Raw genomic sequence first — 16154 nt, forward strand, 5'->3', positions numbered from 1 at the left:
TATGTAATTTTAGTAAATATTGAAAACAAAAAAATCAAAAGTCTTACAGAGTGAAGCAGCAACTTTGAAAGTCCTTACGTCCTAACAAAGTTGCGAATGAATTCCTAACTTCTCCGCATAGTTGTAAGTCGCACACATTTTAATAGACAATATTTCCATTCCTAAAACAGAATTTTAGGAACATTACTCTTTTGTAAAGCATAGAGAGCATTAATTTTTTAAAAATACAAAACGGAGCCATCTACATATTGTAGATTTTAAGGTATCCAACTAAAAGGTGAACTTCTTAAAATTATAAAAGCCAATTGGAAGAATAACGTATGCTAAAATTTAAGTTGACTGTATCAGTCATGTAGACATTAACTAACAACAGAAAAAAATTGTAATTCCATTTATTAATATCTCCATCAATAAAAGGCTGATAATGTAGCAATAGCTTTTTCAAAAGCAACTATATCTATGTTAATAATTCCTAAGTGATAAATTAGACTTGCTATATGTACTTTTGCGAAAGCTTTTTAAGCATTTCTAAATGCTTATGAACACGAATTAGTTTTATATTCTGAAATAAACGTAATGAGATCTAAATTCAGAGCATTTATAAGATAATATCATCTTTAAATTAATTTTGACCAATTATTTTTAATTGCTCTATCAGTTCATTGTGTAATAATAACAAAAGCGTAATCACTGCATTTTTCAAAACTACTTGATTTTTTCAAAGATATACGTGTAAGCAATCTGTCTTTTCAGTCTTGAATCATACTCTTTTTACATCATATTATAATGATGAATAGATTGTTAACATAGTTAAGTTAAAATCAGATAAATCTCCTCTATGAGCAATAATATCTCTTAAAGGTCTAATTTTGGAAAATGCATTATTAAAATAGTCTATCAATATCAATAATTTTTTTTCCTGCAATATTGAATTGTTGCGAATTTTTCTTTCTAATCCGTTTGATTGAGCAAAGTCTAATTGAAAAACTACATTTAATAACTTTAGCACTTGATCTTTAAATATCTTATTTTCGTATCTACTTTGCAATTTTTTGCATTTACTTCGCGAATTCGCATTTGCTTTGCAAAATCACACCTCCTCCAACTAAGGCTACATCTGAAATGGTATGATGCGGTGAGCGGAATGGTCTTACCGTCATGAGTGAAGCTTCAGTTCCTATTTTTCCTGCTACGGAATGAATTTTTGTAGTTTCTAAGGCTTCTTTTAAGGTTAAAGGAGGTAAAATACTGGGAACTCTTTTGGCCAGCATTGTTTTTCCGCTTCCGGGAGGACCGATGAGGATGATATTATGTCCGCCTGCTGCTGCCACTTCCATAGCTCTTTTGGCTGTTTCCTGACCTTTAACTTCAGAGAAATCAAAGGGAAAATCGTTGATCTTTTCATGAAACTCTTTTCGGGTATCTAAAGTCATTTTTTCGAGAGGTTTTCCTCCGTTAAAAAAATCAATGACCTCTCTTATATTTTCTACACCATATACTTCAAGATCATTTACTATAGCGGCTTCTCTTGCGTTTTGCTTCGGAAGGATAATTCCTTTAAAACCTTCTTCTCTGGCCTGAATAGCAATGGGCAATACTCCTTTGATTGGCTGCAGGCTTCCATCGAGAGAAAGTTCTCCCATAATGATATAATGCTCTATTTCCTCTGCCAAAATCTGGTCTGAAGCGGCTAAAATCCCAATAGCAATACTCAGGTCATAAGCTGAACCTTCTTTTCTAAGATCTGCCGGAGCCATATTGATGGTAATTTTCTTTCCGGGAATTTTAAGTCCTACATTTTTCAGGGCTGCGGAGATTCTGTAACTGCTTTCTTTAATGGCATTATCGGGAAGACCTACGAGATGGTATCCTACTCCGCCAGTGTCTACATTTACTTCAATAGTTATGGTTTGTGCAGAAACTCCATAAATGGCACTGCCATAAATTTTTATCAGCATGGTGTGTTTTTAAAGTAAAAATAATGAATATAGTATTTTGAAAATCTGCCACTTACATGAATATTTTTTTGATTGAATGTAAATATTAGAAAAGATTTTAAGAAAATAACTATTAAGTTTCCCAAAGAATTCCCGACCATGATTACAAAAACAAAAATCGGTACAAAGAGATTTGTACCGACCCAACCATTATTAAAAACTAACGAAAAAGATTAATCATCTGAATACTGAATAAAGATGTAATGATGAGTCGGAAGCCGGATGCCAAAAAGAGGAAATTCCTTTTTTGGGGGGGTAATTATGACCGTCATTAGATTAACAAGGATGAATGTATCTATTGAGCGTAAAGTAAAAAATACTTTAGTTCTTCTTCAATACAAGGAACGTCCCTCTTCCGGCACCCATTCTTCCTTCCCACAATCAATCTTTAAACATCTTCAGATTTTCTAATCCTATTATTTCTTTATAAATCTATTTTTGTATTCTGTTCCATCTGTGCTTTTAGAAACAATAATATAGTTCCCCGGCACAAGTCCGCTTACATCAATCGCCTGATTATATCTGTGATCGTTTTTCTTCAGAACAAGTTTTCCGGACATATCTATAATGATTACTTCTTTATACACTTTATCGGTCTCTTTCCCGATGTAAAGATGCTGAGCCGTAGGATTAGGGTAAATTTTCAGGCTGTTATCCTCACTTTTTACTTCTCCTGTTCCCAAATTGCTACAGAATTCCCAGTCTCCGAAATTCAGCTCTACGAATGCAAAAGGGTCTAACATCTGACACTGATCCGGACAATATTCTGTACAGGCATAAAACCCATAGCTTCCTGAACTGGTTGCCACATAAGTATCTCCTACTACACCAGGGATAATGCATGGATCTCCCGGTAAAGGTGGATTACTGGCCGGTACACATCTGAACCAGGTGTGTTTTCCGTATACAACAGGAAATATATTATCAAACTGCACAGATGCTCCATTGCAAACATTCACTGTTCCTCCGTTTTCCTGATAAGTTCCCGGAGTATAAGTGGTCATCATCGCCGGAAGTCCGTATACAAAACCGTCTGCAAATACTGCAGGACTTTCTGCGGTACAATCGCCGTCCATAACGATCACTTTAAAATAATTCAGCTGGTCATTTCCATTAATGGTCAGCTGTTGTGATGTAGCCCCCGGAATGACAACCCAGGGATTATTATTGGGGGTCTGCCAGGTCCACTCCTGTTTATACCATTGATAGCTTCCGTAGGACTGTACTGTAGAAAGAACCTCATCTTCCGTATCACAGAATAAGACCGTCCCGGGATATTTCTGCCCAAGTCTTGCACTGGTAATGGTAGGGGTACACTGTGCTTTTATATTCAAAATGGTGAATAATAAAAACACTAAAAAAATTAGTTTTGTTTTCATATATAGATTATTAAGTTTGGTGCTTTAAAAATCTTCTACATCAATCCAACAATAATCTGATCCCGAATTTCATATTAAAATGAAGCGGTTTCTCTTTATAAATAGTATTTGGTGCGTTTTCTTCCTTAAAGTGATAGCCTATTCCCGGTTCTGCATATACACCTATTTTATCAACAATCTTCAGCTGAAGCCCTACCGCAGTATTGACAGAAAACTGAAAGGGCTTATGATCAAGACGCTCTTTGGAGCTCTCTTTTACTTCGTCATTAACAATATAACTTGTTGTAACACTTCCTGATATGGGCTTCTCAACAAGTGCTCCTCCCGTAATATATCCTGTAAACCTTCCTTTCTGAATAACATTGTAGTTCACCTGAACCGGAAGTCCTATATAATGAATGGTCTGATCTCCTTTTATATAGTTGTTATCACTTCCTGAATGTAGTTCGGAGGCCAGTTTGGTATAATTCAGTCCTGTTCCTATTCCCCATCTTTTTCCTAAATTATAGTACAATGACAACCCGAATGTAAGCGGTACTTTATGCCTGATTCTCGCTTCTACCGGCTGGCTCTGATTGGCTAATAATATGTCCGTCAGGGGATCATCATGGTATTCGGAAGTGGTAAATACCTGCTCTACACTCATGGCTTTTCCTGTAATAGAGGCATAGCCTGGAAACTGCTGTTCTGCGGAATTGGAGGCCATATTTCCTGTCAGCATGCTCAGCATCCAAGATTTTTTATCCCGGGATTTTGATGTGCTTCGTTTTGTGTTGTCAGCATAGATTTCCTTTATTTTCTCTTCCTTGAAAAGAACCTCATCAGAAGCTTGTTCTTTTATCGTTTCTTTTATGGTATCATCAACAGAAGGTATTTTCTGAGCAATCCTGCTTTCCTGCTGAAAAGACTCCGGTGCTGTAGGAAGTTTGAAAATATCCTGAATTTTCGAATTATTTCCCATTTGGTTTTCCGTTCTACTTTCGGCATATCTTTGTGCTGCAATTTTCTCAGTAGATCCTGTATTTAATATATTATCCGCTAAGAAAGCCTCTGTTCCTGATTTCGTTTCTCCGCTTGAATAATCTTCTGTTTTTATAGGTTTTAAAGTATTTTTTTCCTCTTCATTTTTCACACCTGCCGGTTTCTGAGACATTCTTTTTTCTATATCATTCTGTGGCAGTATTTTTATAAGCAAAAATATCAGTGCAATGGCTGCAGCAATTCCTCCAATCTGATACCACAAAGATTTTCTTCCTGTGTCTGCTCCCTTCTCTTCCTCCTTTACATCTTCCTGAATTTCAGGAATTAAACCCGGAATCACAGTATTCTCTTCCCTGGAAAATAATTCATCTTTAATGTCTTCCCACAATACTTCCGGAACGTCCTCTTCATGGTCATCCATTCTGCTTCGCAGGTTATTTAGCCATTCGTTATTCATATTGTGCTTTTTTTGACATTTTAAATTCTTTTATTTTCTGAGCAAGCAGTCCTTTTGCCCGGTGAAACTGGGATGCAGAAGAATTTTCTGCTATTCCCAGCAGCACGGCAATTTCTTTATGACTTTTTTCCTCGAATACATACAGGTTAAAAACCGTTCTGTACCCATCCGGAAGAGCTCTTATCATCATCATAATATCATCCCGCGGAATTTCTTCAAAATCAGGTTCTTCTTCATTAGGAATATCCGGAAGATCATCTACTTCTACAGCAGCTTTAAAATCTCCTTTCTGTTTTATATGCTTCAAAGCTTCATTTACGGTGATGCGTGTCATCCATGCTTTCAAAGAGCCGTTTCCTCTGTATTCAAAAGATTTTATGGAACGGAACATTTTGATAAAACTATTTTGAAGCACATCATGCACATCTTCTTTTTCTGCCACATAACGGGAGCACACATAGGACAGATTTCTGGAATAAGCTCCGAAAAGCTCTTTCCAGGCAGCTTCCTCCTTTTTCAGAAGGTGCTTTACCAAAATCTGTTCTTTACTTTCTTCCATATAATGCTTCTGCCTCCGTATCCTGTGGGATGCTGTAAAACTGTCAAGCAAAAACAGATTGCCTCTTATTGACAGAGCGCAATCCATTGATGATTATATCTATTAATTAATTTTTAATACAGAATGGGAAATTATAATCAATCACCTCATAAGGCGCAACCAATGTACCATCTACTGTAATTTTTTCTGCTGTAAGCGCATACCTCAGTGACTGATCCAACCCTACATAATAGCCTTTTTGCTTAGAGACAAATTCTACAACTGTCTTTTTATTCACTCCATCTACCGGAATCTGAAGTTCCATTGTTTTCGGGGTTAAAGTAAGTTCTATTACGTTATTTGCCGGATTGATCACTGCTGCATATTTAAGATCATACTTCACTTTTGCCATTGATTTCAATGCCTGTTCCGCTTTTACAGGGTTTTTTACTACAGTTTTTACAATTTCTTCAATAGGAAATTCGGCAAATGAAATGGTATCTTTTTTTACTTTAAAATCTTTTACACCTTCTCTTTTTCCATTACCCTGTACTATAATGAGCTTACCCTTATAATTTCCAGGTAAATTTTCCATTTTTACAGGCGGAATATCCGGACCTTCATTGTCATTGCATGAGGATAGGGTAAATCCTATCAAAACCATTAAAACTGTTATAAAAAATCGGGGTACTGTCAATTTTTTCATTGCATTACATTTTCGTTAAACATTATTTATTTTCGAGTACTCATCTATATAAATCCTGTTTCTTGAAAATCTTGCACGCTTTTTCTAAAAAAAGAATAAAAATTTCATAACCAACTGATTTTATGCATGTAAAATTTCATCATCCCACTGCAAATTCCATACCTGTTATAAAAATGAACCTGTATCTTTCTTTCATCAACAGCAAAAAGGAAACTACATCACATAGCTTCCTTTTCGTTATTTATCTGTCATATTTTACTGTACTCCTCCACCAAGTGCTCTGTAAAGATCTACCTCAGCATTTAATTTTTCAAGGGTAACGTTGATGGCTTCCAGATCATTCTGTAGTTTATTATTCTGTGCTGTAATCACTTCCAGATAGGTTGCCATACCGCTTTTATACAGTTTCAATGCATCATTGATTCCTTTATCCAGAATGGCTGTTCTTTGATCTAAAAGCTGAAGCCTTTCTGAAGAACCTTTAGACCTAGCCATAGCATCGGAAACTTCTCCCACGGCAGTCATTGCGGATTGTTTAAAATTAATGGCTGCTTTTTCCTGTTCAATCAAAGCAGTATCGTAGGCAGTTTTCAGTTGTTTTTTCTGAAAAATCGGGGCGGCCAGATTTGCGGCAATGGCTTTGGTAATAGACCCCGGAATATCAAACCATGAATTGAATTTATTGGAATTCACTCCAATCTGCGGACTCAGGCTGATACTTGGATACATGGCTGCTTTTGCCAATCCGGTTTTGGAATTTAAACTGATTACGTTAAACTCTGCCATTTTCAGATCCGGTCTTCGGCTTAGCAGTTGTGCAGGTAATCCTTCCGACAGTTTGTTTTCGGGAATCATTGTTTTCAGATTTCCTTCTCTTTCAATTTTAGTTGGATATTCTCCGCAAAGAATACTCAATGCATTCTCCTGAACAGAAATATTCTGTTTTGCCAAAGGGATCAGCAGTTCGGCTGTTTTCTTCTGCGCTTCGGATTGCTGAACGGCCAATGAATTAATCTGCCCTGCTGTAAACTGAAGGTTCATCATTTTGAGCGTATTGTCACTGAGCTCAATGTTTTGTTCGGCTATCTTCAACTGTTCATCCAGACTGATCAGGTTATAATATGCCTGAGCTACCTGAACTACGATTCTGCTTTTGATCGCATTTAAGTTTTCTTTCTGTCCAAAATACTCTGCCGCCGCGGATTCTTTCTGCATTTTTGCTTTTCCCCAGATGTCTACTTCCCATGAAAGTCTCAGTGCCGCACTGAAATCATCCATGTATTTTGTTCCTACAAACTGTTCGTTCAGAGATCCGTTAAGCGTATTGGTAGATGCCCAGCTTCTGTTTGCTCCGGCAGCAAGATCCAATGTTGGCATCAGACCCAGTTTAGCTTGTTTATAGATCAGATCCAGCTGTTCTATGTTTTTCAGAGCTACATTTACTTCGTTGTTTCTTGAAAGGGCTTTATCTATTAAGCCAATCAATTTAGGATCTTTGAAGAATGTTTTCCACGGGAGGACTACAGTATCTCCTGTTACCTGTACAGATTCTTTATAGTTTTCGGGAATCTGAAGATCTGTTCTGGTATATTTTTTCCCTACGGCACAGGACATCAGTAGTGATGCCATTGCGCCTGAAATAAGGAAATTCTTTATATTAAATATGCTCATTTGTCAATTGATTTTCTATTGTATGATACTTCTTTTTGGTAGAGAATTTCTCATCCAGATACTGAAAGAACATGTAGAGTACAGGTATTACAAAAACTCCTAAAATCACTCCGCTCAGCATTCCCATTGCTGCACTTGTACTGATTGACTTGTTTCCTGAAGCCATTCCTCCTGTAGAAATCATTAGCGGAATCATTCCCACAATAAAAGCTAATGAAGTCATAATAATCGGACGTAATCTCGCCTTTGCACCTTCCAGTGCAGAATCCAGAATGGAAAGACCTGCTTTTCGCCTTTGTATGGCAAATTCTACAATAAGGATCGCGTTTTTGGCAAGAAGCCCGATAAGCATGATTAATCCTACCTGTACATAGATATTATTATCCAATCCGATGGCTTTTATTCCTAAGAATGCTCCTACAATTCCCGTCGGGATGGAAAGCATTACTGCTAAAGGAAGAATATAGCTTTCATATTGAGCAGCTAACAAGAGGTATACAAAAAGTAAACACAGTCCGAAGATGGCAATTGTCTGATTTCCTGCTGATTTCTCTTCTAAACTTAGTCCTGTCCATTCGTAGCTGTAATCAGAGGGTAGTTTGCTTAAAGTCTGCTCCAGCTTGTCCATTAACTCCCCGTTACTTACTCCAGGTTTTGGAGATACGTTGATATTTAATGAATTATAAAGGTTGTATCGCTGAACAGATTCCGGGCCGTAAACTTTTTTCAACGTAATTAGTGTATTTACCGGAACCATATCTCCTTTTTCATTCTTTACAAAAATATCATTGAATGCCTGCTCATCCATTCTGAAAACGCCATCCGCTTTAATATTGACTCTGTAGAACTTCCCGAATCTCGAGAAATTCTGAGACTGATCCCCTGAGAAATAGGTCTGAACTGTTCCCAACAGGTTTGAAATGCTTACTCCCAGCTGTTTTGCTTTATCTTCATTCACTTCAAGCTCCATTTGAGGATAATCTGCCCTGAACATGGTGTAGGCAAATGCCACTTCCGGAACCTTCATCAGTTGACTGATCAGTTCATCTGCTTTGGCTTTAAGAATCTGAGGATCCCTTCCCATACGATCCTGAAGGACAATTTCAGCGTCATTTGTCATTCCGTATCCTTCTACCGGAGGCATTCTGAAGGTCATTACGCTCCCTTCTTTGATCACTCCCAATTTTGTATTTGCCATATCTACCACTTCCTGGATATCCTGAACTTCGCCTCTTTCTTTTTTAGGCTTCAGCTTTACAAATCCCATCGCATAAGCAGGTCCTGCACTGTTACTAAGAAGGTTATATCCTGTAATGGAAGTATTTTCCTGCACTGCATCTACTCCTTTTAATATTTCATTAATTTTGTTGGAAACTTCTGTGGTTTTGGTCAATGCTGTTCCCGGAGGCATACTTAAGGTATACATAAAGAATCCGTCATCTTCCATTGGCACAAAACTTTTAGGCGTGCTTGACATCAGCCATCCTGCAACACCAATAACGGCTACTATTAATCCTCCTGCGATCCATTTTCTTCCTATTAAAAAGCGTACTCCTTTTGCGTAACGGTTGGTCATATTATTAAATCCGGCATTGAATGCCACCGCAAATCTTTGCCCGAATCCTTTTGGCTTTTCTCCTTCTCCTGCATGATTATTTTTCAAAAATACGGCACATAAAGCAGGTGTTAAAGTCAATGCATTGACCGCCGAAATAATAATGGCAATGGCCAATGTATACGCAAACTGCTTATAGAATAACCCTGCTGAACCGGACATAAATCCGATTGGGATAAATACGGCTGACATCACCAATGTGATAGAAATAACCGCTCCTGTAATCTCACTCATCGCCTTGTGAGTAGCTTCTCTTCCTGAAAGGTCTGTTCCTTCCATATTACTGTGAACAGCTTCCACTACTACAATGGCGTCATCCACTACAATCCCGATGGCCAGTACAAGGGCAAAGAGCGTCAGTACATTAATCGTAAATCCTAAAACCAGAAGGAAGAAGAATGTACCGATAATGGCTACCGGAACCGCTACTGCAGGAATAATCGTAGATCTGAAATCCTGTAAAAAGATAAATACCACGATAAATACAAGGATAAAAGCTTCTATCAATGTAGATTTTACCTGTCCTGTAGCCTCGTCCAATCTTTCTTTGGTACTCATTACCTTTGTATATTTAATACCCGGAGGGAATGATTTTGATAATTGGTCAAGGGCTTTATTCACTCCTATTTCAATCTGATTGGCATTAGATCCTGTAGTCTGCATGATGGCTACAGTAACTGCATTTTTTCCATTGGAAAGGTTGTCTCCTGTATTGGAAATGGCTCCGAATTCTACACGGGCAACATCTTTTAGCCTGATAACCTGGCTTCCGGTATTTTTAACAATAATACTTTCATATTGTTCCGGTTTGTTCTTTTTTCCTTTATATCTTATTACATACTCCAAAGCGGCATCAGATTCTTCTCCCAATTTACCAGGAGCAGACTCCAAACTGTGGTCTGCAATGGCTCTGGAAACATCTGCCGGTTCAAGTCCGTAGGATGACATTTTCTGAGGGTTAAGCCATATTCTCATGGAATAATCCTTCAATCCGAAAACCATGGCCTGTCCTACTCCTTTTACCCTTTTGACCTGTGGAATAAGGTTGATATTCGCGTAGTTCTGAAGGAAGGTTTCATCATACTGCTTATTATCCTCAGTATAAATATTGAAAATCAGCACCATACTGTTCTGCTGCTTGGAGGTGGTCAGTCCCATTCTCACTACCTCCTGCGGAAGGATCGGAGTGGCCTGCTGTACTCTGTTTTGTACATTTACCGCAGCCTGATCGGCATTTACCCCCTGTTTGAAAATAATGGAGATGGAAAATGTACCATCATTACTCGCTGTGGATTTCATGTATTCCATGTCTTCCACTCCATTGATTTGCTCTTCCAGCGGAGTTACCACAGAACGGATCACGGTTTCACTATTTCCTCCCGGATAAGAACCTGAAACGGTGATCGTTGGTGGAGAAATGTCCGGGAACCTGGTCACTGCCAGTTGGTTTAATCCGATGATCCCTAAAATCACAATGATAAGGGATATTACTGTTGCCAGTACCGGACGGTCTATTATCTTTTTTAACATTTTTGAATTTTCTAAGAATGGTTATACAACTATTTCAAAGGAACTGTTGTCGCAACAACCTGTGCTCCGTCTGTAAGCGCATCAATTCTGTTGATAGCAATTTTATCTCCTGCATTCACGCCTTCTTTGATGAAGTAATCCTGAGAGGTACTTCCTGAAACGGTAATCTGTGTCATCTTCACTTTATCTTTACCATTCAGTTTATAGACAAAGAATCTGTCCTGAATATCTTTCACCGATGTTTTCGGAAGCTTGACTACCCCATTCAACGCATTGTGAATCATTACCCTAGCTGTTCCTCCCGCTCTTAATAGTTTATCCGGATTTTGAAAAACAGCCTTCATCTGAATACTTCCGGTATTTCTGTCGAAGTTTCCACTAGCGTTTTCCAGTTTTCCTTTAAGAGAATAAGTGGACCCGTCTGCAAGGATAAGCTCTACATTTTCTGCGGTATTTCCTGATGCAGCATTTTTGCTGTGTGTAATAAAATCTGCTTCATTCATTGAAAAGTAAACATTCACACTGTTTATGCTTGAAAGTGTTGTCAACGGAGCGGCATCTGAAGGACTGATAAGGTTTCCTACTCTATTCGGAATTCTTCCGATATATCCGCTCACCGGTGCTTTGATATAGGTAAAATTAGCATTGATCTTTGATGACCCTAATGAAGACTGTGCCTGTGCCACCTGTGCTGATGCTGCTTTATAACTTGCCTGTGCTGTCTTCAACTGCATATCGGAAACTACTTTACCTTCTACAAGCGGTTTCAGCTTTTCCACTTCAAGTCTTGCTGTTTCCTGTGCTGCAATAGCTGATTTCAAAGCGGCTGCGTTGGTATTTACCTGCTCATTGTATACGGATGGGTTTATTCTGAAAAGGGTCTGTCCTTTGCTCACATACTGTCCTTCTTTGATATATACTGCTTCCAGATAACCTGTCACCTGCGCTTTAATATCTACATTATCCTGCCCTTCTATGCTTCCCGGATATCCTGTAGACACGTCTGCATCTCCGGACTTCACCTGGATAAAATCTGTGGGCAATGCCTGCTGCAGCTGCTGAGCATTTTCCTGGCCGCTCCCGGAACCGCATGAGTACAATATGGCGGCAGCCGTAAGTGAAAGTACCAGATATCCTTTTCTGTAATTCATAACATGAGTTTTTAAATTTTACAGGAGCAAAATAACTTCATCTTATAGTGATATTCATTCAGAAGTTGGGTGAAGTGTCATTAATTGCAGGTGAAACGTATGATAGCAAAAATGAAAGGAAAACAGCTATTTTCCTTTATAATTGTGATAAAAAAGAGATTTTCGGGTGAAAATAAGAGTGAAATCATTCAGGAGAAATTAATGTATTTCACAAGTAAAACGAAAAAAAGATTGCCTTGGGTAAAAGCAATCTCGTTTATATTTTTAAAGAATTAATAATCCATCCAGGACTTGAAAATGGAAGCTTTTTCCCGGCTTACAATGACTTCCATATCAGGATGTTTTCTAAGCTCCAGCTTTAGTTTTCCATTAAAATGATTAAAAATCTGCTTTACAGAATTGATGTGAATGATAAACTGTCTGTTGGCACGGAAAAAGAATTTGGGATCTAACTGTTTTTCAAGCTCTTCCAAAGTTTGAGGCACATTTTCTACCACTCCGGTATTCAGCATGGCTTTACTGATTCCCAATTCGGTATAAAAGTATAGGATATCTTCTGCGAGAACAGTTTTGTATCCATCTCTGTGGGCGATCAGAAAACGTTTTCTGTAATCTTTCGGCTGGATATAATTTAAGAGTCCTTCTATGGCCGTTCCTACTACCGGAACAGATTCCATAAAGGTTTCGTAGCGTTTTAAAGCAGCATCCAGTTCTTCTTCCTCAATAGGTTTCAAAAGGTAATCTACGCTGTTGTATTTGAATGCCTGTACTGCATATTCGTCATAAGCTGTGGTAAATATCACCGCACTTTTAACTTCATGTTTGTTAAATATTTCAAAGCTCAGCCCATCTGCAAGGCGTACATCCATCATGATAACATCCGGAACGACATTATTTTCAAGCCAGTGTACTGTGGAGGTGATTGAGTCTTCTACGGACAGGATTTCGATATGGGGTCTTAACTTCAACAGCAGTCTTTTTAACCTGTCAGCATTGGGTCTTTCGTCTTCAACGATTAAAACTTTATTAATCTTCATATCAATGGGAGTTTTACAATAAATTTATCTTCTGTTTTTTCGATTACAGGTTTAGGATATCCTAAGATTTCGTATCGTGCAACAATATTGGTAAGTCCTACTCCTGAGGAATCCGGCTTATTGATCAAAGGCAGAAAGGTATTAGAAACTACCAATTCTCCTTCAGGGCTTGTATAAACGTGAATCTCCAGAGGATTTACTTTAGAGGTTTGGTTGTGCTTAATGGCATTTTCAACCAGTAATTGTAAAGACAATGGAAGGGTAAATCTGGATCTGTATTCTTCCTGAATATCTATTTTGAATACCACTCCTTCGCCAATTCTTTTTTCAATCAGAAAGATGTAGGACTCTAAAAATTTCAGTTCTTCTTCTACTGCGATGATATCCTTTTTAGAATTGACCAGCAGGTATCTGTATACTCTCGCAAACTTCTCAGAATAATCGTAGCCTAGCTGCTGGTCTTCCAGGATAAGCTCTGACAGTACACTTAAGTTATTGAAAATAAAATGAGGATCTATCTGAAGCTTAAGTGCTTGAAGTTCTGCAGCCATCGCAGCCTGTTTATGTTTAGAAGCTCTCAGTTTATGCTGGGCGGCTTCTACTGCTGTTTTTTTCCAGTTTTCCAATAAATAATCTACGGTATTAAAAGCACTGATAATCAATGATATTACAATATTGGTTGCGATCCATTGTCCCAGGAGCGTATATTCTTTGCGGGAATCCATTTCAGGTAATGTGACTGAGGTACAGTCTATGATAGAATTAATAATAATTACAATCATGACACTTCCCACAATTTGGAGCAAACACTGAATAAACAGTCGTTTTACGGTTCTGTTTCTCCAGGGAAGCCACTTATTGAGTGTTCTGTCTATAAATATACTGACCTCCGAAATAATGATTGAAAAAAAGATAATCCATGTAGCATCTTCCAGAATCATCTTCAATGGAGCATCCAAGTATCCTTTCCAAACGGGATCAAAGGGATCAATAAGATAGGAAAAAACACAGAAAGTGACTACTGCTAAAGCCCAGATTACAAGCCTTCTTTTCATGGTGGAAAGAATCTTCTTATTTCGTACTATATTTTTCCTGATGGTAGAAACCCTATTCATATCCGAGACTTTATGAATGTAAATATAGAAATAGATTTTATATGCATATTCTCTATTTTAGGCGAGACCACCAAAACGGGACCTGAAACGTAAAATAGCAGTGTTCAAATGGAGGTGACGGTTCATCACCTGAAAAAGACATTTCATCATCATTTTATGCAATGTCACCCTATTTTTATGATCTGCGAACTACTGGGTACCATAATTTTGCAGTATTAAATCCGGTACAATGAAAACAATAATTGTCTGCACAGATTTTTCCCACGAAGCCGAAAATGCGACTCATTATGCTGCTTCTATGGCTAAAGAGAATAATTACAGGATGATACTTTTTAATCTGCAAACCGTTTCTATTCATGCTTTGAATGCACAGGTTTCAGCTGAATTTTTCTACAATCAAACGCTTAAAAATCAAAAAAAAATGGAGGATAAAGCGACTGAACTAAAGGCTCTTTATGCTATAGAAACCGCACATCATCTGGCTTCCGGCAATTTCATTGAAGAGCTTGAAAACTGTATGCAGCTTCATGAATGTGATTTTTTGGTGATGGGAATGGCAGAAAAAACTCTCGAACAAAAGTTATTAGGCAACAGTGTTACAAGGGCTATTCATAAAATAAAGAAACCCATATTAATTGTTCCTGCTCATATAGAATATACCGGGATCGGGAAGATTCTTTTTGCTTATGATACTCACAAAAGCATGACCTGGTCTGCCATGAACGATATTTATTACTTTATTAATGAATTCAATGCTGAGGTTGAGGTATTCAACGTAAGTGAAAGCCTTGAGGATTTTGCACAAGTGATTCATGATATTGACCTAAACTCCGGATATGATCTGGATGATATTAAATACAGCTTTAAAATGATTCAATCCATCGAAGTTATTAAAGCCATTGAAGAGGAAATAAGGCTTACCAATCCTGACCTTCTGACCATGGTTCCGTACAAATATAACCTTGTGGAATCTCTTTTCCATCGCAGCAAAACAGCCATCATGGCTTATAAGAATAAAATACCATTACTGTCAATTCCCTTAAACATAGATTAAGAATCAATAAAAATCTGTTCACTTTAAATTATCCTTTTTTGCCTTTAAAGGCTAAATTTTACACTTAATCTTGTTTGACAGGACCGGAAATCAGTTTTCCGGTTCTGTTTTTTTAATCCGGATTTCGGAAGATTGACAAGGAAATAAATTTTCCTATTTTAATCAGCATCATTGGAATATTTTATCAAAAAGAAAAACAAATACAATCATCACATTCCACCGAATATCAAAAAGTCGTAAATTTATTAAAGGATAAAAACAGTGTTTTCCCTCTTTTTTATAGTTGTCTCGTTAGCTAATTTTGTTCAATAAAATTAAACACCATAAAAATGAAAACTTACTTTTTTACTAAGATTTTAAGTCCCTTGTGTGCCGCATTTATTCTGGCTTTTTGTCTGCTTAGCTGCACCCGTTGCTCCGAACCACCTAAAGAACCCGTTAGTAACAGTTATAAAAAGAAACTGATCAGCTATCGTGAAGGCAAGGTTCTTTTTGATGAATACACCAGAACCAACCATGAAGTGCTCATGAAGTCCAGAAATGGTGAACCCGACTCCCGATGGTACTGGTTCTCGCTGGAAGATATGGAAGGTTATATAAAGTATGTAAAAGAAAATGCCAGGAAACAAAAATTAAAAAATCCGGGAATCAGGATTTACATGGGAAAATACCCTATGAATCATCCTAAAAACAGAATGGCAAAACCGGAATATGCAGGCTATCAGACTATATTTTTAGTTCCTACTGCTGAAAAACGGGAAAGAACCAATGCCAAGTCTAGGTCTGCCTCCACCGAAGAAAACACAGATGTACCTTCTATAGAATCTATGAATATGACCAATCTGGCACCACCACCAAAAACGCTGTCAGGAACAATGCCTTAAAAAACACAAAATTATGAACTGGAATATTGAAACAGGGAA

At 37.7% G+C, this 16154-nt stretch carries 11 protein-coding genes and 1 pseudogene; 2 read left to right on the plus strand and 10 right to left on the minus strand.

The window, feature by feature from the left end:
- Window positions 1-1094 precede the first annotated feature (1094 nt).
- The 10 genes and pseudogenes from CLU97_RS02930 to CLU97_RS02975 form a co-directional block, all read right to left on the minus strand.
- Window positions 1095-1958 (minus strand): annotated as a pseudogene (locus CLU97_RS02930) (YifB family Mg chelatase-like AAA ATPase); the annotation flags it as partial.
- Between the two features lie 455 nt (window positions 1959-2413).
- Window positions 2414-3376: a T9SS type A sorting domain-containing protein gene (locus CLU97_RS02935; RefSeq protein WP_121486620.1), complete on the minus strand. Its 963-nt coding sequence runs from the start codon at window positions 3374-3376 to the stop codon at window positions 2414-2416.
- Window positions 3377-3416: 40 nt separating this feature from the next.
- A complete protein-coding gene (locus tag CLU97_RS02940; RefSeq protein WP_121486621.1) occupies window positions 3417-4814 on the minus strand; it encodes a porin family protein in 1398 nt (465 codons plus the stop codon).
- Window positions 4807-5373: an RNA polymerase sigma factor gene (locus CLU97_RS02945; RefSeq protein ID WP_121486622.1), complete on the minus strand. Its 567-nt coding sequence runs from the start codon at window positions 5371-5373 to the stop codon at window positions 4807-4809. Before CLU97_RS02945 ends, CLU97_RS02940 begins: the two co-directional genes overlap by 8 nt.
- Before the next feature lie 106 nt (window positions 5374-5479).
- Complete coding sequence (locus tag CLU97_RS02950) at window positions 5480-6058, minus strand: DUF4840 domain-containing protein (RefSeq protein WP_121486623.1); 579 nt, start codon at window positions 6056-6058, stop codon at window positions 5480-5482.
- Window positions 6059-6313: 255 nt separating this feature from the next.
- Window positions 6314-7729 (minus strand): efflux transporter outer membrane subunit, encoded by a 1416-nt coding sequence (locus tag CLU97_RS02955; RefSeq protein ID WP_121486624.1) that lies wholly within the window; start codon window positions 7727-7729, stop codon window positions 6314-6316.
- Window positions 7716-10874, minus strand: a complete 3159-nt coding sequence (locus tag CLU97_RS02960) for an efflux RND transporter permease subunit (protein WP_121486625.1) — start codon at window positions 10872-10874, stop codon at window positions 7716-7718. The genes CLU97_RS02955 and CLU97_RS02960 overlap by 14 nt, the downstream gene beginning before the upstream one ends.
- Before the next feature lie 29 nt (window positions 10875-10903).
- Window positions 10904-12025, minus strand: coding sequence for an efflux RND transporter periplasmic adaptor subunit (locus tag CLU97_RS02965; RefSeq protein ID WP_121486626.1), 1122 nt, complete (start codon window positions 12023-12025; stop codon window positions 10904-10906).
- A gap of 272 nt (window positions 12026-12297) precedes the next feature.
- A complete protein-coding gene (locus CLU97_RS02970; RefSeq protein WP_121486627.1) occupies window positions 12298-13062 on the minus strand; it encodes a LytR/AlgR family response regulator transcription factor in 765 nt (254 codons plus the stop codon).
- Complete coding sequence (locus CLU97_RS02975; RefSeq protein ID WP_121486628.1) at window positions 13059-14177, minus strand: sensor histidine kinase; 1119 nt, start codon at window positions 14175-14177, stop codon at window positions 13059-13061. Before CLU97_RS02975 ends, CLU97_RS02970 begins: the two co-directional genes overlap by 4 nt.
- 229 nt (window positions 14178-14406) lie before the next feature.
- Here CLU97_RS02975 and CLU97_RS02980 point away from each other — a divergent pair, with 229 nt between their 5' ends.
- Complete coding sequence (locus tag CLU97_RS02980) at window positions 14407-15231, plus strand: universal stress protein (protein WP_121486629.1); 825 nt, start codon at window positions 14407-14409, stop codon at window positions 15229-15231.
- Window positions 15232-15560: 329 nt separating this feature from the next.
- Window positions 15561-16115 carry a hypothetical protein gene (locus CLU97_RS02985; protein WP_121486630.1) on the plus strand — a complete coding sequence of 185 codons (555 nt, stop codon included), beginning with the start codon at window positions 15561-15563 and terminating at the stop codon, window positions 16113-16115.
- Window positions 16116-16154 lie beyond the last annotated feature (39 nt).

Origin of the sequence: Chryseobacterium sp. 7, assembly GCF_003663845.1 — a bacterium.
In the GTDB taxonomy this organism is placed as follows: Bacteria; Bacteroidota; Bacteroidia; order Flavobacteriales; family Weeksellaceae; genus Chryseobacterium.

Coding starts and splice junctions, on each gene's coding strand:
- CLU97_RS02935 (WP_121486620.1), bottom strand. CDS start 3,376: ATGAAAACAAAACTAATTTTTTTAGTGTTTTTATTATTCACCATTTTG.
- CLU97_RS02955 (WP_121486624.1), bottom strand. CDS start 7,729: ATGAGCATATTTAATATAAAGAATTTCCTTATTTCAGGCGCAATGGCA.
- CLU97_RS02980 (WP_121486629.1), top strand. CDS start 14,407: ATGAAAACAATAATTGTCTGCACAGATTTTTCCCACGAAGCCGAAAAT.
- CLU97_RS02950 (WP_121486623.1), bottom strand. CDS start 6,058: ATGAAAAAATTGACAGTACCCCGATTTTTTATAACAGTTTTAATGGTT.
- CLU97_RS02975 (WP_121486628.1), bottom strand. CDS start 14,177: ATGAATAGGGTTTCTACCATCAGGAAAAATATAGTACGAAATAAGAAG.
- CLU97_RS02940 (WP_121486621.1), bottom strand. CDS start 4,814: ATGAATAACGAATGGCTAAATAACCTGCGAAGCAGAATGGATGACCAT.
- CLU97_RS02960 (WP_121486625.1), bottom strand. CDS start 10,874: ATGTTAAAAAAGATAATAGACCGTCCGGTACTGGCAACAGTAATATCC.
- CLU97_RS02985 (WP_121486630.1), top strand. CDS start 15,561: ATGAAAACTTACTTTTTTACTAAGATTTTAAGTCCCTTGTGTGCCGCA.
- CLU97_RS02970 (WP_121486627.1), bottom strand. CDS start 13,062: ATGAAGATTAATAAAGTTTTAATCGTTGAAGACGAAAGACCCAATGCT.
- CLU97_RS02945 (WP_121486622.1), bottom strand. CDS start 5,373: ATGGAAGAAAGTAAAGAACAGATTTTGGTAAAGCACCTTCTGAAAAAG.
- CLU97_RS02965 (WP_121486626.1), bottom strand. CDS start 12,025: ATGAATTACAGAAAAGGATATCTGGTACTTTCACTTACGGCTGCCGCC.